This window comes from Arthrobacter sp. MDT2-16 (assembly GCF_054510925.1).
Window position 1 is genome coordinate 670,903 of the sequence record NZ_JBTNDP010000001.1, and the last position, 20,886, is coordinate 691,788.

Here is a 20,886-nt window from a genome sequence, read left to right on the forward strand (position 1 = left end):
GAGCGCCCGCCGATGATCAGACGACTCCGAGTGCAAGCATGGCGTCCGCGACCTTCACGAAGCCGCTGATGTTGGCGCCCGCGACGTAGTCTCCCGGCAGGCCATACTCCTCCGCGGTCGCCGCGCACCTGTCATGGATACCCACCATGATCTCGGTGAGGCGCTGCTCGGTATGCTCGAAGGTCCAGGAATCGCGGCTGGCGTTCTGCTGCATCTCCAGTGCAGAGGTTGCAACACCACCGGCGTTGGCCGCCTTTCCGGGACCGAACAGGACACCGGCCTGCTGGAAGGCTTCCACTGCTTGAGGGGTACATGGCATGTTCGCCCCTTCTGCAACTGCCAGCACCTCGGAACGAATGAGTGATCCGGCCGCTGCCTCATCGAGTTCGTTCTGGGTGGCACAGGGCAGGGCGACGGTCGCGCCTACGTCCCAGATCGACCCTCCCGCCACGAAATGGGCACCGGAGCCTCGACGCTGCGCGTAGTCGGAGATCCGTCCACGCTCATTCTCCTTCACGTCGCGCAGCAGGTCGACGTCGATACCTGCTTCGTCCACGACGTAGCCGGAGGAATCCGAACACGCGACGACGGTCGCACCGAAGTGCTCTGCCTTCGCGATGGCGTGAACCGCGACATTGCCCGACCCCGACACGATGACCCGCTGTCCCTCGAAGTCGAGCCCCCGCGCCCGAAGCATCTCCCGGGCGAACAGGACCGCTCCGTAACCTGTCGCTTCCGGACGAACCAACGACCCGCCCCAGCTGATCCCCTTGCCGGTCAGTACCCCTGATTCATACCGGTTCGTGATCCTCTTGTACTGCCCGAACAGGTACCCGATCTCCCGTCCGCCGACTCCGATGTCGCCCGCCGGCACATCCGTGTACTCACCGATGTGCCGGTACAACTCCGTCATGAAGGACTGACAGAACCGCATGACCTCCGCGTCGGACTTGCCCTTGGGGTCGAAATCCGAGCCACCCTTCCCACCGCCGATCGGCATGCCGGTGAGCGCGTTCTTGAAGACCTGCTCGAAACCGAGGAACTTCACGATCCCCAGGTACACGGACGGGTGGAAGCGCAGGCCGCCCTTGAAGGGCCCCAACGCGGAGTTGAACTCCACCCGGAACCCCCGGTTGATCTGTACGGTCCCGGCATCATCGACCCAGGGGACCCGGAAGATGATCTGCCGCTCGGGTTCGCACAACCGCTCCAATACCGCCGCGTCGACGAACTCGGGGTGTTTCCTCAACACCGGCCCCAGGGAGTCGAACACCTCGACCACAGCCTGATGGAACTCCGTCTCGCCAGGGTTACGCCGGAACACCTGATCGCGCACAGCAGACAACGCCGAATCCATGACACCCACCGCTCTCGAGAATGGAAAACCCTGAGATCTACCTCCCCAGTCTGGCCCAGACGGATCAATGACCGAACGTGACGAATTCTGGAGGAAACGATTGCGGCATCCCTGTTCTTCTGCGGCTCGGTCCCCTCACGATCCCTGCCCGGCTCAGGCAGGAATAACGACGACCTTTCCTGAGAGGCGGCCGGCCGTTGCTTCGGCGTGAAGGGTGGGCAGTTCCCTGAGCGGGATCCGGCGTGTCACCTCCACGGTGAGTGCGCCGTCGTCGACCAGGGACACCAGTTGCGCGAGCCGGTCACGATTGCGGAGGACGAACACCGTCCTCGCCTGCACGCCTCGGGTGTCGTCGCCAGGGGTGGGCATGAATGCCGTGGTGCTGACGACCACACCGCCGTCACGCACGGCGGTGACGTACGCGGTGAACTGCTCCGGATCGATCGGGGCGAGGTTCAGCAGCACGTCGACCTGCCCGTCGAGGGCGTCGAGCAGGTCCGTGTCGGTGTGGTCGATGATCTGGTCCGCGCCGGCTGCCCGGACGGCCTCGATGCTGCGCGGACTGGCCGTGGCGATGACATGCACACCGGCCCGCCTGGCGAGCTGGACGGCGTACTTGCCCACGACGCCGCCTGCGCCAATGATCAGCACACGCTGGCCCGCCGCGAGCCCACCCTCGTCGAAGAGCGCCTGCCACGCGGTCAACGCGACCGAGGGAAGGGCCGCGGCATCCGCCAGCGGAATACTCGTCGGAGCTGCGACGACAGCATCCGCAGGAGCGACCACGTACTCGGCCGCACCGCCGTCGCGCTCCATGGGCAGGAAGGCGATCACCGGGTCGCCGACGGTGAGCCCGTCGACGCCCTCGCCCACCGCGTCGATGGTGCCCGAGACGTCGTAGCCCGGCACGTGCGGCAGCTCGATCGGGATCGGGAGGAACCCGGCTCGCATACCGTTGTCGGCCGCATTGAATGCCGAGGCCGCGACATGCAGCCGTACCTGCCCGGCAGCCGGAACCGGCTGCACGATCTCCCGGTATCGAAGGACCTCGGGACCGCCGACTTCCTGGAACTGTATCGCCTTCATGATCCAACCCTCTCGCTAGTTGCTTCGACTTCGAAGCAGATACGAGAAGAGTACACCACTTCGAATTCGAAGCAACCCCTATGATTAGACGATGAGCCAACCACCTGCCTCACTGACGCCGACCCAGCTCGGCGCGTACTTCGCCTTCACGGAGGTGAGCAGTCTGCTGCGCCCCGCGGTCGAGAAGCAGCTCCGCGACGCCGGCGCCCTGAGCTACGTCCAGTTCCAGCTCCTGGCACGCCTGGGTGACGCCACCGACGGCCATATGCGCATGACCGACCTCGCCGATGGCGTGGTGTACAGCCGCAGCGGCCTGACGTATCAGGCGCAACTGCTCGACCAGCGCGGTCTGGTCACCCGCTCCCCCTCGCCCGACGACGAGCGCAGCACCGTGGTCGCCATCACGGCCGCGGGCCGTGACGTCCTCACGGCGGTGTTTCCCGGCCATATCGAGGCCGTCCACGACCTCCTGTTCGCACCTCTCAGCGATGATGACGCCGGTGATCTCGCTCGTATCCTCGGTCGCGTCAGTGCACACCTCCGAGCGGCCCCACCGCGCTCGGCGACGCGCCGACGGAAGACCTGACCCTGCGACGGCCGCGAGGGACACTCGCTCGTGCATGCGTGCACCCTTGACGATGCGGTCGACGGCGTCGCGGGGACCGCGAAGGCCGATCCCGACAAGGTCCAGGCTGTGGGCAGGTACCCCTGCCACCGCAGCCCTGTTGGCCTCGTCATGACCGGTGGAGAACAGCTCCCGCGTGTACAGGGCGATGGGGACACCACGGCCCAGTGCCCGCTCCCGGGCTGCCGCCAGCAGGTCCGCCCCGGCCGCCGTGGCGCAACCGACGGTGACGGGCCCCCCGGATCGTCGCGGCCGTGACCGGCATCCATGCCGCGCTGTCCTCACCGGGTGATGCACTGGCAGCCGAATGCGGCGTACGGGATCGCCTCGTACGCCGACGTCACAGGACGGCGCGTGGACCGGGCCCGGCGTCTCCTGCTCGACGAACGCTCGGCGTCCGAGGCTGCAGTAGAGGCAGGTTTCCACGACCAGGCGCATCTCACGAGGCACTTCAAGCGTGTTCTGGGAACCACTCCAGGAGTCTTCTCCGGCTGATCCGACCGGGCGGCAGTGGTGCGGGTTGGCATGCCGTCGATAGCGGGTCCACGAACCGATCCCGGAAGTCACCGGCTTGCCGCATCCCCCCTCCTTGCGGTGCTTCGCACGAGGTCGGTCGCGAGGACCCGTCGGAGGGTCCTGCGTGCCGGTCCTACGTGCTGGGCAGAGTGCGGGGTCAGCCGCCGAAGAGGGCCGCGACGCGGGTGAGGGTCTGGAAGACGCCGTACGCGAGGGGCACTCCCACGAGGGCCCAGACGGCGGCGATGCGTGCTCCGGCCATGTCAGGCCTCCTTCGCGAATGCTCGGGGTGCTTCCCCGACGGGCTCGTGGAAGCGGGGGTCGACGGGCTTGATGAGCAGGTTCGCGATGAAACCTATGATCAGCAGGCCCACCATGGTGAGCAGCGCGGGCTGGTAGGCACCCGCGGTCAGCTCGCCGGGCGTGCCCTGCGAGTCGAGGAACGCATTGACGATCAGCGGCCCGGCGATGCCGGCCGCCGACCAGGCGGTCAGCAGCCGGCCGTGGATCGCGCCGACCTGGTAGGTACCGAAGAGGTCCCGCAGGTAGGCCGGAACGGTCGCGAAACCGCCGCCGTAGAAGGAGATGATCACGAAGGCCAGGACCACGAACAGCAATGTGGTCGAGGAGCCGGCCAGGGCGAGCACGGAGTAGAGGGCCGCTCCCACCCCGAGGTAGACCATGTAGATCCGCTTGCGACCGATGATGTCCGACGTCGTCGACCACACGAAGCGTCCGCCCATGTTGCCGATCGAGAGCAGGCCCACGAACCCTCCGGCGACGGCGACGGAGACCGCCGTCGTGCCGTCCGCACCGCGGAAGAAGTCCTGGATCATCGGGGCGGCCTGCTCGAGGATGCCGATCCCGGCCGTCACATTGCAGAACAGCACGATCCAGACGAGCCAGAACTGGCGGGTCTTGATGGCGTTCGCGGCCGAGACGTTGTCCGTGGTGACGAGCGGCTTGGATTTCAGCTGCGAGGGGTCGAAACCGTCGGGCTTCCAGCCGTCGGCGGGGACCTTGATGGTGAACGCGCCGAACAGCATGTACACGAGATAGACGGCGGCGAGGGTCAGGAACAGCTTCCCGACGGCGTCGCCGCTGGCCACCCAGCCCTCCGCCCCGGAGTTCGGGTCGTACGTGCGCAGCAGCTGCGTGGAGAGCGGGCTCGCGATGAGGGCGCCGCCGCCGAAGCCCATGATCGCCATGCCGGTGGCGAGGCCGGGTCGGTCGGGGAACCATTTGATGAGCGTGGACACCGGGGAGATGTAGCCGATGCCGAGGCCGATCCCGCCGATGACCCCATAGCCCAGGTAGAGGAGCCAGAGCTGGTCGGTGAAGATGCCGAGCGCTCCCACCAGGAATCCGGAGGTCCAGAACACGGCCGACGTCGCCATGGCCTTGCGGGGACCGTTGCGGTCCACCCAGGTTCCGAGGACGGCAGCGGACAGACCGAGCATCACGATCGCGATCGAGAAGATGATGCCGATCTGCGTGAGGGTCGCGTCGAAGTGCGCCGTCAGGGCGGTCTTGTAGACGCTCGTGGCGTACGCCTGCCCGATACAGAGGTGCACGGCCAGTGCGGCCGGGGGGATCAGCCAGCGGTTGAACCCCGGTGGCGCAATGCTGTGCTCGCGGTCAAGCCAGCTCATCGAGAGCCTTTCGATCGGCATGGCGGCCGCTCACCGGCCCTTGTTGTTGAGGGCAATTATGCTGTGCGTCACGTGGAACGGGAACAACCCGCGACCGGTGGTGCTCCTCGTGCGACGAGTGGTATGGGCGGGGAGGATCTAGCCAGCCGGCTTAGTACTCTCGCCTACACTGACCCCTATGGCCATCACTGAGCAGGTTCCCGACACCCGATTGAAGCGCGGCATCTCGGGTCCGCTGCTGTACCTCTTCATCCTCGGGGACGTCCTCGGGGCCGGCGTGTACGCCCTCGTCGGCGTCATCTCCGGGAAGGTGGGAGGCGCTATCTGGGTACCCCTCATGGTGGCCCTCGCCCTGGCCCTGCTGACCGCCGGGTCCTACGCCGAACTCGTCACGAAGTACCCGAAGGCGGGTGGGGCCGCCGTCTTCGCCGAACGCGCCTTCAAGAAACCGTTCATCTCGTTCCTCGTCGGCTTCTGCATGCTCGCGGCCGGCGTGACGAGCGCCGCCGGCCTCGCACAGGCCTTCGCCGGTGGGTACCTCACCACCTTCATCGACGTACCGGCCGTGCCCGCCGCCCTCGTGTTCCTCGTCCTGCTGGCCCTGCTCAACATGCGCGGCATCAAGGAATCGGTGCGCAGCAACATGGTCATGACCGTGATCGAGGTATCGGGCCTCGTCCTGGTGATCGTGGTCGTCGGTATCTTCGTGGCGGGTGGCAACGGCGACATCTCGCGCGTCACCGAGTTCCCTCCCGGCGTGAGTGCGGCCTCGGCCGTGCTGGCTGCGTCCCTGATCGCCTACTACTCGTTCGTGGGGTTCGAGGTGTCGGCGAACGTCGCCGAGGAGGTCCGCGACATCAGCCGCGTCTACCCCCGGGCCCTGTTCGGTGCCCTGCTGACAGCCGGTGTCGTGTACCTGCTGATCGGACTCGCCTCCTCGGCCGCCCTGGCTCCCGATCTGCTCGCCGGCTCCACCTCGCCCCTGCTCGACGTGGTCGCAGCCACCGGCGCAGGCATCCCGAACTGGCTCTTCAGCCTGGTGGCCCTCGTGGCCGTCGCCAACGGCGCCCTGCTGACCATGATCATGTCCAGCCGCCTGACCTACGGCATGGCTGAGCAGGGACTGTTCCCGTCGATCTTCGACCGCGTGCTCCCCAAGCGCCGCACCCCGTGGGTCGCGATCGTCGTGACCACCCTGGTGGCCATGGCGCTGACGCTCACCGGCGGCCTCGAGTCCCTGTCGCAGACCGTGGTGCTGCTGCTGCTGTTCGTGTTCCTCAGCACCAACATCGCCGTCCTCGTGCTGCGGAAGGACGAGGTGGACCACCGGCACTTCCGCATCCCGGCGGTGTTCCCGTACCTCGCGATCGCCTCCTGCATCCTGCTCCTGACGCAGCAGTCGGCCGAGATCTGGCTGCGCGCGGGCATCCTCCTGGCACTGGGGCTCGTCCTGTACGGGGTGCAGCGCCTCGTCCGCGGATCCGGCAAGGCACCCGTCTCCTCCTGAGCCACGTCCGGGCCGTCGGGTACGGCGAAGTCAGCAGTGGGCAGGACGAAGGGGGGCGGCGGTAGCCGCCCCCTTCGTCCTGCCCGTCCCGGCGCGTCTACCGCTTGCCGTACTTGCGGTGCACCGCCTGCTTGCTCACTCCCAGGCACTGGGCGATCGCTTCCCACGACAGTCCGGCCTGACGCGCGCTCCGGACGAGACCGGCCTCCGCCCGCCCCACCACCCTGTGCAGTTCCGCGATCGCCTGCAGGGACTCCGCAGGGCCCTTCCCATCCATCGAGCCGACGAGTGTCTTCATGCGCTCCACCTCCATGCGTCAACATTAGTTGACGAACTGGAGTGGGACAAGGACCGATCGTCGACGGACATTTTCGGTCCAGCGTCGGGTGACGACGGCAGACCGCCTCAGGCCGGGAGGCGCCGGAGTCCGAAGGAGCACGAGGTTGATCGTGCATTCCCCTTCGCCCTCGCGTGACCGAAGGCGAAGGGGAATGCACACTCACCAGGCGTGCGGCGCCGGCCTGCGCGTACTGGGCAGGGTGTTGTTGAGGCGCCATTCATGGATCCACTCGGGCAGGACCAGATCCGCGGGCGGCGCACCGAAGGCCGCGACGATCTCCTCGTTGCTGACGGGACCGGTGCGCGAGACGAGCCGCGTGGCGATCACGGCCCGGGCATAGATCTCGCCGCCGGCCACGGCGCGCTGCTCGAAGTAGATGGCGCGCTCGTCGAGACCGATGATCCGGGTCTCGATCGAGTACCGCTGGCCGAGTCGCAGCGACTTGCGGAAGCTGATGGTCTCCCCCGCCGCGACCGGGCTCCACCCTCGGGCGCGCATCTGCCGCCAGACGCCGCTGCGCACCATGAGGTCGAAGCGTCCGAGATCGAACACGGAGAAGTACATGCCGTTGTTCATGTGCATCGCGATGTCGATGTCCGTGAGGAGTACACGCAGGGTCACGCTGCCGGCACCCCAGATACTGAGCACCGAGCGCCTGCCGGAGGTGAACAGCTGCAGGATCGTGCGAAGGATCAGGTGCATGATCGAATGCTACCCGCCGGTAACCTGGTGGCCGGGGAAGCGAATAAGCGGAATAATTCCTCCGGATACCCGGTTTCCGCCTGCAGGAAGCCATTCGATCCGAGGAGCAGTCATGACCGTCAGTACCCAGATCCAGCTCACCTCCCGCCCCGTCGGCGCCCCGACGCCGGAGGACTTCGCCACGGTGCAGATCGAGCTACCCGCCCTCGGCCCGGACGAGGTGCTCGTCCGCAACGAGTTCGTGTCCGTGGACCCGTACATGCGCGGCCGCATGAGCGAATCGAAGTCCTACATCCCGCCCTTCGGCCTGGACGAGACCATGACGGGCGGCGCGGTGGGCAGGGTCGTGGAGTCGGCGTCCGACGCCCTGCCCGTCGGCAGCGCGGTCCTCTCCAGCTACGGCTGGCGTGATCTCGCCCAGGGCCCTGCCGCCCACTTCTCCCCCCTTCCGCAGTCGGAGCTGCCCTTGTCCGTGTTCCTCGGTGCTGCCGGCATGACCGGACTCACCGCCTATGCGGGCCTGAAGCGGGTTGCCGGCCTCAGGGAGGGCGACGCCGTCTTCATCTCAGGAGCCGCCGGCGCCGTCGGCTCCATCGCCGGGCAGGTGGCCCGCAAGCTCGGCGCCTCGCGCGTCATCGGCTCGGCGGGCTCCGCCGCGAAGGTGGCCCTCCTGAAGGAGAAGTACGGGTACGACGACGCCTTCAACTACAAGGACGCCCCCGTGCGGAGGCAGTTGCGGGACCTCACACCCGAGGGTATCGACGTCTACTTCGACAACGTGGGCGGGGACCATCTGGAGGCAGCCCTGGACCGCCTCAAGCGCGGGGGCCGGGCCGCACTGTGCGGCGCGATCTCCCAGTACAACAACACCGAACGCACGCCGGGGCCGGACAACATGGCCAATCTGGTCAAGAACTCGCTGAAGCTGGAGGGCTTCATCGTGGGGCAGCACCAGGACCTCCAGGCGGAGTTCGCCGGGAAGATGACCGGATGGCTCGCGGACGGCAGCGTGGTGTTCGACGAAACCGTCGTGGACGGGATCGGGAACGCCGTCGGCGCCTTCCTGGACATGATGGACGGCGCCAACACGGGCAAGATGCTCGTCCGCGTCTGACCGGCCGGGCCAGGAGGATCGGGGTCGCTGCACCGCCCGGCGAGGCAGGGCCCACGGCGGAGCGCACTGCTCGGGCCGTCCCTGCACCACCTCATCGGGTGTGCAGTCCCTTCCCGTCCCGCCGGTGCTGTCAGTCGTCGCCCGCCGCGCGCAGTGTCGCTTCGAGCCGTTTGCGCTGGTCGACCGGTAGGAGAGCGCGGTACTGGGGGAACTCGGTGAGGAACTCACGCACCCGCGGGCAGTAGGGGACCACCGCGATACGACGCCGGTGGGCGTTGAGGAGCACCTGACGGATGAGGGCCGGCTCCACGTCGACGGCGTCGAAGCGGGGGTCGACGACGGCCTGGATCAGGACCGCGTGCGGACCCTTCATCTCGTACTTCACGTGGCCCACCATGGTGCCGTCACTGAAGAGCTCGAAGCGCGCGAAGAGGGAGTTGTCGCGGAAACCGCTGCGGGTCCTCACCGGCACGGTGCGGGCCTCGGCCTGCACCTCGCGCCGCTCGATCTCCTCGACCAGCAGCTCGTAGCGGTGTACCGCCTCCATCGGCGGGAAGTCGCGGTCGAGCAGGCGGTAGGTCTGGTTGCACAGCACCCGCAACTGGCGCGTGGAGACGACCGTCAGATCCTCGGGGAATTCGGCGTCCTCGGTGCGCGGAAGGGGTGCAGGCGAGATGCGGGGAGCCGCACCCCATACCGACTGCTCCGGCTCGGCAAGGGGTGCGGCCTGAGTACGGTAATCGGTGAAAGAGGATGTTTCCATGGTCAGCTCCACGATGGTGGTTCGATGGCCCGCTGCTAGGCCCTGCCCGAAACTATAGGCGCATTCTTTCCGAATGGGAAATTACTCATACCATATCCCCGCCGGCGTTCCATGGGTAGTGCGGGGCTCTTGAGCAGATCTTGAGGATGCATCGGTGCGACGCGCGTGAGTCCGTCGCGGCGGCGACCGGTCGGCTAGTGGGCGAGGAACTCGTTCGTCGCCTCGACGATCCCGTCCTGTGCATCGCGCCGGTCCGTCCTGGCCACGCCGTCGCCCGGCTGGTCCCCGTAATCGCCGAAGAAGGCATGCACGGCCCCGCTGATCTCGGTGAAGCGGGCGCCGGCGGGCAGTGAATTCCTCGAGGCGCCGACATCGGCCGGGGTGGTCAGGCGGTCCTGCGAACCACTGACGGACAGGACGTCCAGGCCACTGGCGGACAGGTCGTCGAGCGGATAGGACGCCCAGAGCAGCAACCCGTGGACGGCGTCGTTCCCCGATGCGAACGCGGAGGCCGCGACGCCGCCGAGGGAGTGCCCGCCCGCCACCCATCTGCCGATCCCGGGATGCGCCTCGAGGGCAGAGCGCGCCTGCCCCGGTTGGAGGAGCGAGATCCCGAGTGGTTCCTTGAGCACCACGACGACGGTGCCCTCCTGCGCCACCCTGGACAGGAGGGGCACGTACGCGAGAGCCTCGACGCGCGCCCCGGGATAGAACACGAGACCGCGGGTGGCCCCTCCGGTCGGCGCCAGCGTGATGGACGTCGCGTCCTCGATGAGATCGACGTTCACCAGGGAGACACCGGCAGCACCACCCTGTTCGTCCGTCAGCGCGAAGGGCTCGAGCCACGCGAACGCCGCCATCAGTCCGATCGCCACGAGGGCTCCGATCCCCGCCGGCACCGGGCTCCCTCGCCTTCCCTGCGGTCCCCTCCGCCGCCGTCCGGCGTGGACCGTCAGCACCACGACGGCGAGTCCGATGACGAGCGCCGCGAGGAGGAGCGAGGGCAACAGCGGATGGGATCTCCCCACTGCCGGGTTCGTGGCGAAGAGCCACACGGGGGTGATGATGAGCGCAAGGGCCGCACAGATGGCGGGAACGCGATGCAGCATGGGGCCTCTCTCCGGCGCTCCGCGCCCTCGTGACCGCCCAAGGATATCTCTATGATGGAGACACCGGGTGCCGGACCGTTTGACGGAGCGCCTGCCGACCCGGAAGGGTGGTACGGACACCACCGTCCCGAGCAGGAGTTCCCCCATGGCACCCGCCCCCACAGTCCGACTGCGCAGCGGCGCCGACCTCCCCCTCCTCGGCCTCGGGACCTGGCCGCTGAACGACGACGAGGCCGCCGACACCGTGGACCTGGCGATCCGGACCGGCTACCGGCTGATCGACACCGCGGAGAACTACCGCAACGAGAAGGGCGTGGGCGAGGGGATCCGGCGTTCCGGCGTCCCGCGCGAGGAGCTGTTCGTCACCACCAAGTTCAACCGGGAGCACCACAGCCGCGACGGCGTGCGGCGCGCCTTCGAGGCGAGCACGCGCCTGCTGGGGCTCGACTACATCGACCTCCTGCTCGTCCACTGGCCCAACCCCGGTCAGGGTCGCCAGGTCGAGGCGGTGCAGGGCATCGCCGCGCTCCTGGAGCAGGGGCTCGTCCGCGCGGTGGGCACCTCCAACTACAAACCGGCTCACCTCCAGCAGGTCATCGACGCCGGGATCGTCCCGGACGTGAACCAGATCCAGCTCGACCCGCAGCGGCCCCGCATCGAGGAGCGCGCCTTCCACAACCAGCACGGCATCGTGACGGAATCCTGGAGCCCCCTGGGCCAGGGCGGAGGACTCCTGGACGAGCCCGCGCTGGTCGCGATCGCTGCGGCGCACGGCCGCACGCCGGCCCAGGTGGTGCTGCGCTGGCACGTGCAGCAGGGCATGGTGGCCATCCCGAAGTCCTCCGATCCGCAGCGGCTCGCGCAGAACCTCGACATCTTCGGCTTCGAGCTCTCGGGCGAGGAGCTCGCGCGCCTCTATACCCTCGACGTCGGGCGCGCGGAGATCGTGGACTCGGACGACTTCGGCCACTGACCGATCCCGGCCCCTGACTGCTCAGCCCACCCGAGAGGACGTTCCACGCTTGCTCGAGATCGCCGTGATCCTCGCCGCCGGTTTCTGGGCAGGGATGATCAATGTCGTGGTGGGCTCCGGAACGCTCGTGACCTTCCCCACCCTCCTCCTGTTCGGTTACCCGCCGATCGTCGCGAACATCTCCAACAACATCGGCCTCGTGGGTGGCGGGCTGTCCGGATCCTGGGGCTACCGCCGCGAGATCGCCGCCAACAAACGGCTCCTCCTGAAGCTGCTGCCCCTGTCGGTGCTCGGCGGGCTGGGCGGGGCACTGCTGCTGCTCGTGCTGCCGGCGGCAGCGTTCCAGGCGATCGTGCCGATCCTCATCATCATCGGTCTCGCCATGGTGGCGCTGGCACCCCGCGTGCAGCGCGCTGCTGCCGCGAAGGCCGGTGACGCCGTCCCTGATACCGCGCCGTCCCGGCGTCGTTCGCTGCTCCTGCTGGCCGGCATCGGCGTCCTCGGGGTCTACGGCGGCTATTTCGGGGCCGCTCAGGGCATCCTGATCGTGGGACTGATGAGCATGGTCACCATCGAGAGCCTCCAGCGGATCAACGCGATCAAGAACGTCCTGACCACCGCCGTCAACGCCGTCGCGGCCGTCACGTTCATGGTCTTCGCCTGGAGCTCCATCAACTGGGCGCTGGTGCTCATCATCGCCGTCGGGGCGACGCTCGGCGGTTTCCTCGGTGCCCGGGTGGGCCGCCTGCTCTCCCCTCCTGCGCTGCGCGCCACCATCCTCGTCATCGGCACCGCGGCCCTGATCCGCATCGTCTTCTTCAGCTGACCCCCTTCACCACACACCCGGAACCAGGACCCCCATGCAACGCTTCACCTGCGCCGTCTGCTCGGCACCACTGTTCTTCGAGAACTCGCGCTGCCTCGCCTGCGGTGCGCAGCTCGGCTTCCACCGCGGCGAGCGCGTCATCGCGCCGCTCGACGATGACGGCGTGTACCGCGACCGCGAGGGCCAGATGCTGCGCCGCTGCGTCAACCTCGCGCTCTCCGGCTGCACCTGGCTGGTCCGCGAGGAGGGCGACGAGTGCTTCAGCTGCAACCTGACCCGTAGCCGCCCGGACGACCACGACACCACCGGGCTCGCGCAGTTCCTCGACGCCGAGCGGTCCAAACGCCACCTCATCTACGAGCTGGACGTGCTCGGCCTCCCGATCGAGGACCGCGTGCAGAACCCGGAGCGGGGGCTCGCCTTCGACCTGCTCTCCAGCGTCGAGGAGAAGGTGGTGATCGGTCACCAGAACGGCCTGATCACCATCGACCTCGCGGAGACCGTGGACTCCCACCGCGAGAAGATGCGGGCGAAGCTCGAGGAGCCCTACCGCACCATGCTGGGGCACTTCCGCCACGAGACCGGCCACTACTTCGAGGGGACGCTCGTCTTCTCCGATCCGGACCTGACCGACCGTGCCCGCGCCGTCTTCGGCGACGACCGCGCCAGCTACAAGGACGCCCTGACGCGGCACTACGCCGAGGGCGCTCCCGAGGACTGGCGGCGGGAGCACATCTCGACGTACGCCACCATGCACCCCTACGAGGACTTCGCCGAGACGTTCGCGCACTACCTGCACATCTGCGACACGGTGGACACGGCCCTGCAGTACGGGCTCGCCGAGGGCCCGGGACCCGACAGCTCAGAGGACTTCGGCGACGTGGTCCGCAGGACGTGGATCCCGCTCTCCGTGGCGCTCAACCAGGTCAACCGCAGCATGGGCGCCAACGACCTGTACCCGTTCGTGCTGCCCCCGACCGTCATCGACAAGCTCGACTTCGTGCACAAGCTGCGGGTGCGGGTCGGCGAACCGGTCGCCGTGACGGAACCCGACGCGTCCGCGACGGATGACGCGGCCACGACCGCGGCATAGCAACGGCCCGGACGGCCGGGCCTAGGGCCAGAGCATCTCCCGACGCCAGCCCTCGCCGAACCGGGTGTACAGCAGGCGGGTGTGGCGCCGCTCCTGGTCGGCCTGCCAGAACTCGACGGCATCCGGTGCCACCGTGAAGACGGTCCACGTCGTCGAGGCGAGTCCGTCCGTCGCCTCGACGCGCTCCACCTGCTTCCCGACCGCGGCGTCGAGCTCGTCCCGGCTACGGAGCACGGAGCTCTGGGAGCCCGCCAGCACGAGGGCTCGGGCCACCGGGTGCCGGCGCTGGAAGTCGGCGTCATTCTCCTCGGTGGTGCCGGTCGAGACGGGCCCACGAATCCTCACCTGGCGGCCCGCCGCCGGCCAGAAGAAGGTGAGCGCTGCCGAGGGGTTGGCCGTCAGCTGCCGGCCCTTGGGGCTGTCCTTGCTGGAGGCCACTTCCCACCCTGTCGCGGTGACATCCTTGAGGATCACCACGCGCGCATCCGGGAAGCCGTCGTCGCCCACGGTCGCGAGGTTCACGGCGTGCGGTGCCGCGACGCCGTCCTCCACGGCGCGGGCCAGCCATTCGACGAACAGGTCGATCGGCGAGTCCGGCGCAGTCGACGGATCGAAGGGCGGCATCTCGTCGGGGAAGACGGGGACACCGCGGACGAGATCGCGGATCAGGCCAGGCTCGCTCATGCCGCCAGCCTAGTCCGCCGACGGGCATCCGGGCAGGCCCGGGGGCAGGCACAAGGGTGCTGATCGAGGCAAACCGCGCCCCTCCGGCGGCGGCCATGTGCCGACGGCCGCGACAGCGGCATAGAGTCGATGGATGCCAGCGCACCAGGACCAGTACGTAGGACCCCGGGACCTCACACGGTGGACGACGCCGGTGGGCCGCCTCCTCGTGCGGTGCGTCAGGCCCATCGCCCGATGGATCGGACCGCACGGGGCCCTGCTGCTCCTCATCGCGATCGGAGGGGGTGTGGCCGCCGCGCTGACGGCGGCGTCGGCCGAGGTGTACGAGTCCGTCGTCGAGTCCGACGGGGTCGCCGCCCTCGACCGGCCGGCCCTGGACCTCGCCGTGTCACTGCGCCAGGACTGGCTCAACGCCTTCATCACCGGCTACACCAACATCGGTGGACCGGTCGGCATGCCCATCCTCGCCGTCTCGATCATGGTGCTGCTCGCCGTGCGGCGGAGATCGTGGGCCCCGGTGATCCTCCTGCCCGCAGCCGCTTTCGGGTCCCTGCTGATGACCGTCGCGGGCAAGGACGCCATCGGCCGCCTGCGCCCGCCGCTGGAGCTCGCCGTCCCGCCGTACGAGTCCTCGCCGTCGTTCCCCAGCGGCCACTCCCTCAACGCCCTCGTCATCGCCGGCGTCGTCGCCTATCTGCTCGTGATGCGGCAGCGCCGCAAGCGGACGCGCGCACTGACCGTGGTGCTCGCGACCCTGTTCGCCGTGTCCATGGGCATCAGCCGCGTCTACCTCGGCCACCACTGGCTCACCGACGTGCTGGTGGCCTGGACCCTCGGGACCGCCTGGCTCGCCGTCGTCATCACCGCCCACCGGCTCTTCCTGACCTTCCGGCTGCATCGGGCCGCACTGCATGCCGCTCCCGCCTGAGGACACGCGCGACGCCGTCGTGCGCCCGCTGCGACGGGACGCCCAGCGCAACCGCGAGGTGGTCCTCGCGGCGGCACGGCGCATGTTCGCGCTGCACGGAGCCGAGTGCAGCTTCGAGCACATCGCCCGGGACGCCGGGGTGGGGGTCGGCACCGTGTACCGCAGGTTCCCGGACCGCCGCACGCTGATCGAGGCGATCCTCGAGCAGCGGGTGGTCGACGTCGACGACGCAGCCGCGGCAGCGCTCCGGCTCGACGACCCGTGGGCGGCCGCGAGGCTCTTCATCGGGGCCGCCGCGCGCATGCAACTGGAGGACCGCGGCCTGCGCGAACTGCTGCACGACCACCGGTTCGTCTCGGTCGGGCTCGCCCTGCTGCGCGAGCGCATCAGGCCCACCGCGGAGGAGCTCGCGGCCCGCCTGAGGGACGACGGCGCCGCACGGCCGGACCTCACCGCCGAGGACCTGGTGGTCCTCATCCGCATGCTCGGTTCCCTGACGCCCGGGCACGATGCGTCGGACCCCGCCGGCACCGACCGCGCGACCGGCGAGCCCGGGCGGCACACGGGATTCGAACGCTACCTGGGTCTCCTGCTGGACGCGCTGCGCCGCCCGCCCGGTCACCGGGGCTGAGGAAAATGCGCTTTCACAGTCCGGCGGCCCGCTTCATACTTGGCTGAAATGCAGTGCTCCCCTTCTAGGATCGGACGATGATGTCGGACAGATCAGGCGTGCAGGCCTCCCAGTCGGTCCTGCGGCGGAAGCCCATCGACTACGTCGAGGACGAGACGGGCCGTACCGGCCTGTTCAAGAGCCTCGGACTGTGGCAGCTGACCGCGATCGGCGTCGGCGGCATCATCGGCGTGGGCATCTTCACGCTCGCCGGCCTCGTGGCGAACGGCGGGGCGGACGGCGAGCCGGTGGGCCCGGCCGTGCTGATCTCGTTCCTCATCGCCGGCCTCGCGAGCGCCGCCGCCGCGCTGTCCTACGCCGAGTTCGCGGGGATGATCCCGCGGGCGGGCTCCGCCTACACCTACGGCTACGTGGCCCTGGGCGAGATCATCGGCTGGTTCATCGGCTGGGACCTCCTGCTCGAGTACATCGCCATCGTGGCGGTCGTCGCGATCGGCATCTCCGGGTACTTCACCGAGTTCATGTCCGGGATCGGCGTCACCGTCCCCACCTGGATGCAGGGCACCCCGGACACCATCGAGGGCGGCGTGGTCAACGTCCCCGCGATCGTGGTGTGCCTGATCATCACGTTCATCCTCAGCCGCGGCACCAAGACCTTCGGCCGGTTCGAGCTCATCGCCGTGGGCCTGAAGATCCTGCTCATCCTCGGGATCGTGGGCCTCGGCTTCTTCTACGTCAACGCCGAGAACTACTCGCCGTTCCTGCCCTCGGGATTCGGCGCGGTCTTCACGGGCGCCGCCACCGTCTTCTTCGCCGTCTTCGGCTATGACGCCATGAGCACCGCGGCCGAGGAGGCGACGGACGGCAAGAAGCACATGCCGAAGGCCATCCTCCTGTCCCTGGCGATCGCGATGGTCCTCTACGTGCTGGCGACCCTCGTCCTGACCGGCATGCAGAACTACGAGGACATCAGCCCGACGGCGGGCTTCGCCTCGGCCTTCCAGTCCGTGGGCCTGCCGGTCGTGGCGACGATCATCTCGGCGTTCGCCGTGATCTCCATCCTCACGGTCATGCTGACCTTCCTGCTCGGCGTGACCCGCGTCTGGTTCTCGATGAGCCGCGACGGACTGCTGCCGGCGTGGTTCTCGACCACGGACCGCCACGGCACCCCGCAGCGCGTCACCTGGATCGCGGGGATCGCCTCGGCGCTGCTCGCCGGGGTCTTCCCCATCCGGGCCGTCGCGGACCTCACCAACATCGGCATCCTCGCGGCGTTCGTCGTGGTCTGCATCGCGGTGATCGTGCTGCGCCGCACGCGCCCCGAGGTCCCGCGGACCTTCACGCTGCCGCTCATGCCGTTCGTGCCCGCCTTCGGTGTCCTCTCGTCCCTGTTCCTGATGCTGCAACTGCACTGGGAGACGTGGGTCCGGTTCGGCATCTGGCTCGTGATCGGCCTTCTCATCTACTTCTTCTACGGCCGCAAGCACTCCCTCATGAATCCGGACAGCCCCCGCCACGCGCTCCTGAAGCGCGACGCCTGACCCGTCCCGGAGCCGCAGGGAACGGTCCCGCCGCACCGTAACGATTGTGCGGCGGGTGCCGTCGTTGCCTAGGGTCGACAGGGACCGGCCGTACCGTACGTCGGCGGTCGCCGCCCACCCCCTCTGCAGTGAAGGACCAGCACCCCCATGGACCTCTTCCGGACGAAGTCCGTTGAGCAATCGATCCAGGACTCCGACGAGAAGGGCCACGGACTCAAGCGCTCCCTCACCACGTGGGACCTCATGATCATGGGGGTCGCCGTCGCGGTCGGGGCAGGGATCTTCTCGGTGGGCGCGCAGGCCGCCGCCTTCAACGCCGGCCCCGCCGTGACCATCTCCTTCGTGCTGGCAGCCATCACCTGCGCCCTGGCCATCATGTGCTACGCCGAGTTCGCCACGGCCATCCCGGTGGCCGGCAGCGCCTACGTGTTCACCTACGCGACCATGGGCGAGCTGCTGGCCTGGATCATCGGCTGGAACCTCATCCTGGAACTGCTCATGGCCGCCGCGGTCATCGCCAAGTTCTGGGGCGTCTACCTGGCCGACCTCTTCAGCGCCCTGGATCTCGCCGTCCCGGCGGAGATCAGCCTGCTGGGCCTGAACCTGACCTGGGGTCCGCTGCTGATCGTCGCCGTGTTCACCGCCGTGCTCATCTACGGCACCAAGCTCTCGGCCCGGGTCAACAGCGTCTTCACCGTCATCAAGATCGGCATCGTGCTGTTCGTGATCGTGGTGGGCTTCTTCTACGTGAGCCCCGAGAACTACACGCCGTTCGTCCCCGCCTCGCAGCCCGCAGCGGCGAGCGGCGGCTGGGCCGAACAGCCCTTCCTCTCCTTCCTCAGCGGCGCGTCCCCGGCCGCCTTCGGCTTCACCGGGATCATCTCCGGCGCCGCGCTCGTCTTCTTCGCGTTCATCGGGTTCGACGTCGTCGCGACCTCCGCCGAAGAGGTGAAGAACCCGAGCCGCACCCTCCCGCGCGGCATCTTCGCGGGGCTCGCGGTGGTCAGCGTCCTCTACATCCTGGTGACCCTCGTAGTGACCGGCATGGTGCCCTACACCGAACTCGGGGCCTCCGGGGCGCCGTCGCTCGCGACCGCCTTCCAGCTCGTCGGCGCCGACTGGGCCGCCGGCATCATCTCCCTCGGCAGCCTGATCGGCCTGACCACCGTGATCATGGTGCTGCTCATGGGCCTCGCCCGCGTGATCTTCGCCCTCAGCCGCGACGGTCTCCTGCCCAGGGGCCTGAGCCGCACCTCGGACAGGCACGGGACGCCGGCGCGCACACAGGTCCTCTGCGGCGTGGTGGTCGCGCTGCTCGCCGGCTTCACCCAGGTGGAGGTGCTCGCCGAGATGATCAACATCGGCACCCTCACCGCGTTCATCACGGTCAGTCTCGGGATCATCGTGCTGCGTCGCAAGCGTCCGGACCTCACCCCGGCCTTCCGCGTGCCGTTCGGCAAGGTCATCCCTCTCGCATCGGCCGCGCTCTGCCTCTACCTGATGTTCAACCTGGCGACCATCACGTGGCTGTTCTTCGCAGGCTGGCTCGTGGTGGGCTTCGCCATCTACTTCGCCTACGGCTACCGCCATTCCCGCCTCCGGGTGGAACAGCGCACGGCCGTGTGAGAACCGTGCCGCCGGCGTGCGCGAACCTGCAGGACGCGAGATGATGGAACCCCCGGGCTGACGCCCGGGGCATCCGTCCGCTCGAGCCAGGAGAACCACGATGTCGCAGGACCCCTACCCCGGCGAACGTCCCACCGGCAGCCAGGAGAGCCCGTACGACGGCGGTGCGAGCGGCAGCAGGAGCACCCCTCCGCCATACCAGCCCACCCAGCCCTACCAGCCGTACCAGTCGGGCGGGTACCAGCCAGGCCCCTACCAGTCGGGCGGCTACCAGGCCGGGCCCTACCAGTCCTACCAGCCCTCCTATGCCGCACTGGAGGGTGAGAAGGCCGCGCAGCTCTCCCTGATCCTCGGACTCGTGGGTCTCTTCGTGGCGGGCTTCGTCCTCGGACCGCTCGCCATCTGGCAGGCCAGGAAGGCCGAGCGCCTCGGCGTCCCTGCCACGGCGGGGAAGGTGCTCGGCTGGGTCGTGACCATCCTCTACGCCCTGGCGATCCTGGCCACGATCGTGATGCTGGTGATCGTGTTCGCCGGTTTCGGGGCGATGGCCACCTACAGCAGCTGAGCCTGCGGGCGGCCGGCCCGCCCTGTATTCCTGCCCGACCTGTCAGAGCGTCGGGAAGAGGCGGGTGGATCGCTCGCCCGCCTCGAACACGCGCGAATGCGGGCCCGTGCCGACGATCAGCGGATCCGGCGTGCCGACGACGTCGTGGTCCTTCTCGTCGTAGTCGAGGACGGACAGGACGTAACGCAGCGCCTCGATGCGGGCCCGCTTCTTGTCGTTGCTCTTGATGACCGTCCACGGGGCATCGGCCGTGTTCGTGTAGAAGAACATCGCCTCCTTGGCCTCGGTGTAGTCGTCCCACTTGTCGAGCGACTGCAGGTCCATGGGGCTGAGCTTCCAGCGGCGCACAGGGTCCGTGTGGCGCTGGGCGAAGCGGCGGCGCTGTTCCTCCCGGGACACCGAGAACCAGAACTTGATCAGGTGGGTGTCGGCACGGACGAGCATGCGCTCGAGCTCGGGGGCCTGCCGCATGAACTCGAGGTACTCCGTGGGCGTGCAGAACCCCATGACGCGCTCCACGCCCGCCCGGTTGTACCAGGACCGGTCGAACAGCACGATCTCACCGCCCGAGGGGAGAACCGAGACGTAGCGCTGGAAGTACCACTGCGTCTGCTCCTTCTCGCTGGGCTTGTCGAGGGCGATGATCCTCGCGCCACGGGGATTCAGGTTCTCGGTGAACCGCTTGATGGTCCCGCCCTTCCCCGCGGCGTCACGCCCCTCGAACAGGACCGCCACCTTGGCGCGGTTCGCCTTGACCCAGCCCTGCATCTTGAGCAGTTCGATCTGCAGGGCGCGCTTGGCCTTCTGGTACTCGCGTTCGGTCATCCGCCTGTCGTACGGGTAGTCCTCGCGCCACGTCGGCTGGTCCGGGTGCGGCAGGAGCACGTGGTCCTCGCCCTCCACGTGCGGCGTGGGCACCGGGATGGCCGGGGGTACCCCGACGTCCACGCCCCCTTCGACGCCGCCGCCACCTGCCGCGGCGGTCCTGTCGGCGGGGGCATCGGTCGGCTCGTCGGTCAGCGCGTCCGTCGGTTCCTGCGTGGATTCGTCCGTCATCTCGGTCATCTCGGTTCCTCGTTTCCGCCGGTCCTTCATGGTTCCAGACACCGCCGCGGAGGGACACGCGAACCGCGTGACCGGGTCGCGGTGGACGGCTCCTCAGCGTGCTTGATAGGGCGCAGGTGCCGGTGGCGGCTCCCGGCATGGCCGCCGGCGCGGGGAATGCCGGACGGTCGGCGGGGGTTCTAG

22 protein-coding genes and 1 pseudogene are annotated in these 20,886 nt (G+C 68.5%); 12 read left to right on the forward strand and 11 right to left on the reverse strand.

The features are described 5' to 3' along the window. Positions 1-16: 16 nt before the first annotated feature. Positions 17-1,357 carry an NADP-specific glutamate dehydrogenase gene (gene gdhA / locus ACX80N_RS03270; RefSeq protein WP_105032140.1) on the reverse strand — a complete coding sequence of 447 codons (1,341 nt, stop codon included), beginning with the start codon at positions 1,355-1,357 and terminating at the stop codon, positions 17-19. A gap of 153 nt (positions 1,358-1,510) precedes the next feature. Beyond that, positions 1,511-2,443, reverse strand: a complete 933-nt coding sequence (locus ACX80N_RS03275) for an NADP-dependent oxidoreductase (RefSeq protein WP_459338254.1) — start codon at positions 2,441-2,443, stop codon at positions 1,511-1,513. 91 nt (positions 2,444-2,534) lie between these two features. Between ACX80N_RS03275 and ACX80N_RS03280 the strand changes: the two genes are divergently transcribed. After that, positions 2,535-3,029 (forward strand): MarR family winged helix-turn-helix transcriptional regulator, encoded by a 495-nt coding sequence (locus tag ACX80N_RS03280; RefSeq protein ID WP_105031825.1) that lies wholly within the window; start codon positions 2,535-2,537, stop codon positions 3,027-3,029. 90 nt (positions 3,030-3,119) lie between these two features. On the opposite strand, the pseudogene ACX80N_RS03285 reads toward ACX80N_RS03280, so the two are convergent. After that, positions 3,120-3,365 (reverse strand): annotated as a pseudogene (locus ACX80N_RS03285) (DUF2000 family protein); the annotation flags it as partial. On the opposite strand from ACX80N_RS03285, the gene ACX80N_RS03290 reads away from it, so the two are divergent. Continuing rightward, complete coding sequence (locus tag ACX80N_RS03290; protein WP_459338473.1) at positions 3,360-3,563, forward strand: helix-turn-helix domain-containing protein; 204 nt, start codon at positions 3,360-3,362, stop codon at positions 3,561-3,563. The pseudogene ACX80N_RS03285 and the gene ACX80N_RS03290 overlap by 6 nt on opposite strands. A gap of 178 nt (positions 3,564-3,741) precedes the next feature. Here ACX80N_RS03290 and ACX80N_RS03295 read toward each other — a convergent pair whose 3' ends face one another. Beyond that, positions 3,742-3,846, reverse strand: a complete 105-nt coding sequence (locus tag ACX80N_RS03295; RefSeq protein ID WP_442884820.1) for an MFS transporter small subunit — start codon at positions 3,844-3,846, stop codon at positions 3,742-3,744. Position 3,847: 1 nt separating this feature from the next. Beyond that, the gene (locus tag ACX80N_RS03300; RefSeq protein WP_459338255.1) at positions 3,848-5,236 is read right to left on the reverse strand and encodes an OFA family MFS transporter; all 1,389 of its coding nucleotides are present in this window, start codon (positions 5,234-5,236) and stop codon (positions 3,848-3,850) included. A gap of 178 nt (positions 5,237-5,414) precedes the next feature. Here ACX80N_RS03300 and ACX80N_RS03305 point away from each other — a divergent pair, with 178 nt between their 5' ends. Beyond that, complete coding sequence (locus ACX80N_RS03305) at positions 5,415-6,743, forward strand: APC family permease (protein ID WP_459338256.1); 1,329 nt, start codon at positions 5,415-5,417, stop codon at positions 6,741-6,743. A gap of 97 nt (positions 6,744-6,840) precedes the next feature. On the opposite strand, the gene ACX80N_RS03310 is transcribed toward ACX80N_RS03305, so the two are convergent. Together ACX80N_RS03310 and ACX80N_RS03315 are read right to left on the reverse strand one after the other, a co-directional pair. Continuing rightward, entirely contained in the window at positions 6,841-7,056 is a 216-nt protein-coding gene (locus ACX80N_RS03310) for a transcriptional regulator (RefSeq protein WP_105031828.1), read from the reverse strand. Positions 7,057-7,242: 186 nt separating this feature from the next. Beyond that, on the reverse strand, positions 7,243-7,785 hold the full coding sequence (locus tag ACX80N_RS03315; RefSeq protein WP_459338257.1) for an acyl-CoA thioesterase: 543 nt from the start codon (positions 7,783-7,785) through the stop codon (positions 7,243-7,245). A gap of 112 nt (positions 7,786-7,897) precedes the next feature. On the opposite strand from ACX80N_RS03315, the gene ACX80N_RS03320 reads away from it, so the two are divergent. After that, positions 7,898-8,899 (forward strand): NADP-dependent oxidoreductase, encoded by a 1,002-nt coding sequence (locus ACX80N_RS03320; protein ID WP_105031830.1) that lies wholly within the window; start codon positions 7,898-7,900, stop codon positions 8,897-8,899. 130 nt (positions 8,900-9,029) lie between these two features. Here the strand turns inward: ACX80N_RS03320 and ACX80N_RS03325 are convergent, their stop codons facing one another. Further along, positions 9,030-9,662, reverse strand: a complete 633-nt coding sequence (locus tag ACX80N_RS03325; protein ID WP_459338258.1) for a GNAT family N-acetyltransferase — start codon at positions 9,660-9,662, stop codon at positions 9,030-9,032. Positions 9,663-9,856: 194 nt separating this feature from the next. Continuing rightward, positions 9,857-10,771 (reverse strand): alpha/beta hydrolase, encoded by a 915-nt coding sequence (locus ACX80N_RS03330; protein ID WP_459338259.1) that lies wholly within the window; start codon positions 10,769-10,771, stop codon positions 9,857-9,859. Between the two features lie 145 nt (positions 10,772-10,916). Between ACX80N_RS03330 and ACX80N_RS03335 the strand changes: the two genes are divergently transcribed. The 3 genes from ACX80N_RS03335 to ACX80N_RS03345 are packed head-to-tail and all read left to right on the forward strand — an operon-like array spanning position 10,917 to position 13,663. Beyond that, entirely contained in the window at positions 10,917-11,744 is an 828-nt protein-coding gene (locus ACX80N_RS03335) for an aldo/keto reductase (protein ID WP_459338260.1), read from the forward strand. 49 nt (positions 11,745-11,793) lie between these two features. Continuing rightward, a complete protein-coding gene (locus ACX80N_RS03340) occupies positions 11,794-12,570 on the forward strand; it encodes a sulfite exporter TauE/SafE family protein (protein WP_459338261.1) in 777 nt (258 codons plus the stop codon). A 34-nt stretch (positions 12,571-12,604) separates the two neighbouring features. Continuing rightward, on the forward strand, positions 12,605-13,663 hold the full coding sequence (locus ACX80N_RS03345; protein ID WP_459338262.1) for a zinc-binding metallopeptidase family protein: 1,059 nt from the start codon (positions 12,605-12,607) through the stop codon (positions 13,661-13,663). A gap of 21 nt (positions 13,664-13,684) precedes the next feature. On the opposite strand, the gene ACX80N_RS03350 is transcribed toward ACX80N_RS03345, so the two are convergent. Further along, on the reverse strand, positions 13,685-14,347 hold the full coding sequence (locus tag ACX80N_RS03350) for a pyridoxine/pyridoxamine 5'-phosphate oxidase (protein WP_459338263.1): 663 nt from the start codon (positions 14,345-14,347) through the stop codon (positions 13,685-13,687). A 133-nt stretch (positions 14,348-14,480) separates the two neighbouring features. On the opposite strand from ACX80N_RS03350, the gene ACX80N_RS03355 reads away from it, so the two are divergent. The 5 genes from ACX80N_RS03355 (at position 14,481) to ACX80N_RS03375 (ending at position 19,638) form a co-directional block, all read left to right on the forward strand. Next, the gene (locus tag ACX80N_RS03355) at positions 14,481-15,275 is read left to right on the forward strand and encodes a phosphatase PAP2 family protein (RefSeq protein WP_459338264.1); all 795 of its coding nucleotides are present in this window, start codon (positions 14,481-14,483) and stop codon (positions 15,273-15,275) included. Continuing rightward, complete coding sequence (locus ACX80N_RS03360; protein ID WP_459338265.1) at positions 15,259-15,906, forward strand: TetR/AcrR family transcriptional regulator; 648 nt, start codon at positions 15,259-15,261, stop codon at positions 15,904-15,906. The genes ACX80N_RS03355 and ACX80N_RS03360 overlap by 17 nt, the downstream gene beginning before the upstream one ends. An 80-nt stretch (positions 15,907-15,986) precedes the next feature. Continuing rightward, entirely contained in the window at positions 15,987-17,447 is a 1,461-nt protein-coding gene (locus tag ACX80N_RS03365; RefSeq protein WP_459338266.1) for an amino acid permease, read from the forward strand. A gap of 147 nt (positions 17,448-17,594) precedes the next feature. Beyond that, positions 17,595-19,073, forward strand: a complete 1,479-nt coding sequence (locus tag ACX80N_RS03370; RefSeq protein WP_105031836.1) for an APC family permease — start codon at positions 17,595-17,597, stop codon at positions 19,071-19,073. A gap of 100 nt (positions 19,074-19,173) precedes the next feature. Next, positions 19,174-19,638 carry a hypothetical protein gene (locus ACX80N_RS03375; protein ID WP_105031837.1) on the forward strand — a complete coding sequence of 155 codons (465 nt, stop codon included), beginning with the start codon at positions 19,174-19,176 and terminating at the stop codon, positions 19,636-19,638. A gap of 42 nt (positions 19,639-19,680) precedes the next feature. Here ACX80N_RS03375 and ppk2 read toward each other — a convergent pair whose 3' ends face one another. Beyond that, on the reverse strand, positions 19,681-20,703 hold the full coding sequence (gene ppk2, locus ACX80N_RS03380) for a polyphosphate kinase 2 (RefSeq protein WP_459338267.1): 1,023 nt from the start codon (positions 20,701-20,703) through the stop codon (positions 19,681-19,683). Positions 20,704-20,886: the final 183 nt, after the last annotated feature.

What these genes read in the sequence shown, in the direction of transcription:
- gdhA (WP_105032140.1), bottom strand. Translation starts at nt 1,357, where the DNA reads ATGGATTCGGCGTTGTCTGCTGTGCGCGATCAGGTGTTCCGGCGTAAC.
- ACX80N_RS03275 (WP_459338254.1), bottom strand. Translation starts at nt 2,443, where the DNA reads ATGAAGGCGATACAGTTCCAGGAAGTCGGCGGTCCCGAGGTCCTTCGA.
- ACX80N_RS03280 (WP_105031825.1), top strand. Translation starts at nt 2,535, where the DNA reads ATGAGCCAACCACCTGCCTCACTGACGCCGACCCAGCTCGGCGCGTAC.
- ACX80N_RS03290 (WP_459338473.1), top strand. Translation starts at nt 3,360, where the DNA reads ATGCACTGGCAGCCGAATGCGGCGTACGGGATCGCCTCGTACGCCGAC.
- ACX80N_RS03295 (WP_442884820.1), bottom strand. Translation starts at nt 3,846, where the DNA reads ATGGCCGGAGCACGCATCGCCGCCGTCTGGGCCCTCGTGGGAGTGCCC.
- ACX80N_RS03300 (WP_459338255.1), bottom strand. Translation starts at nt 5,236, where the DNA reads ATGAGCTGGCTTGACCGCGAGCACAGCATTGCGCCACCGGGGTTCAAC.
- ACX80N_RS03305 (WP_459338256.1), top strand. Translation starts at nt 5,415, where the DNA reads ATGGCCATCACTGAGCAGGTTCCCGACACCCGATTGAAGCGCGGCATC.
- ACX80N_RS03310 (WP_105031828.1), bottom strand. Translation starts at nt 7,056, where the DNA reads ATGGAGGTGGAGCGCATGAAGACACTCGTCGGCTCGATGGATGGGAAG.
- ACX80N_RS03315 (WP_459338257.1), bottom strand. Translation starts at nt 7,785, where the DNA reads ATGCACCTGATCCTTCGCACGATCCTGCAGCTGTTCACCTCCGGCAGG.
- ACX80N_RS03320 (WP_105031830.1), top strand. Translation starts at nt 7,898, where the DNA reads ATGACCGTCAGTACCCAGATCCAGCTCACCTCCCGCCCCGTCGGCGCC.
- ACX80N_RS03325 (WP_459338258.1), bottom strand. Translation starts at nt 9,662, where the DNA reads ATGGAAACATCCTCTTTCACCGATTACCGTACTCAGGCCGCACCCCTT.
- ACX80N_RS03330 (WP_459338259.1), bottom strand. Translation starts at nt 10,771, where the DNA reads ATGCTGCATCGCGTTCCCGCCATCTGTGCGGCCCTTGCGCTCATCATC.
- ACX80N_RS03335 (WP_459338260.1), top strand. Translation starts at nt 10,917, where the DNA reads ATGGCACCCGCCCCCACAGTCCGACTGCGCAGCGGCGCCGACCTCCCC.
- ACX80N_RS03345 (WP_459338262.1), top strand. Translation starts at nt 12,605, where the DNA reads ATGCAACGCTTCACCTGCGCCGTCTGCTCGGCACCACTGTTCTTCGAG.
- ACX80N_RS03350 (WP_459338263.1), bottom strand. Translation starts at nt 14,347, where the DNA reads ATGAGCGAGCCTGGCCTGATCCGCGATCTCGTCCGCGGTGTCCCCGTC.
- ACX80N_RS03355 (WP_459338264.1), top strand. Translation starts at nt 14,481, where the DNA reads ATGCCAGCGCACCAGGACCAGTACGTAGGACCCCGGGACCTCACACGG.
- ACX80N_RS03360 (WP_459338265.1), top strand. Translation starts at nt 15,259, where the DNA reads ATGCCGCTCCCGCCTGAGGACACGCGCGACGCCGTCGTGCGCCCGCTG.
- ACX80N_RS03365 (WP_459338266.1), top strand. Translation starts at nt 15,987, where the DNA reads ATGTCGGACAGATCAGGCGTGCAGGCCTCCCAGTCGGTCCTGCGGCGG.
- ACX80N_RS03370 (WP_105031836.1), top strand. Translation starts at nt 17,595, where the DNA reads ATGGACCTCTTCCGGACGAAGTCCGTTGAGCAATCGATCCAGGACTCC.
- ACX80N_RS03375 (WP_105031837.1), top strand. Translation starts at nt 19,174, where the DNA reads ATGTCGCAGGACCCCTACCCCGGCGAACGTCCCACCGGCAGCCAGGAG.
- ppk2 (WP_459338267.1), bottom strand. Translation starts at nt 20,703, where the DNA reads ATGACCGAGATGACGGACGAATCCACGCAGGAACCGACGGACGCGCTG.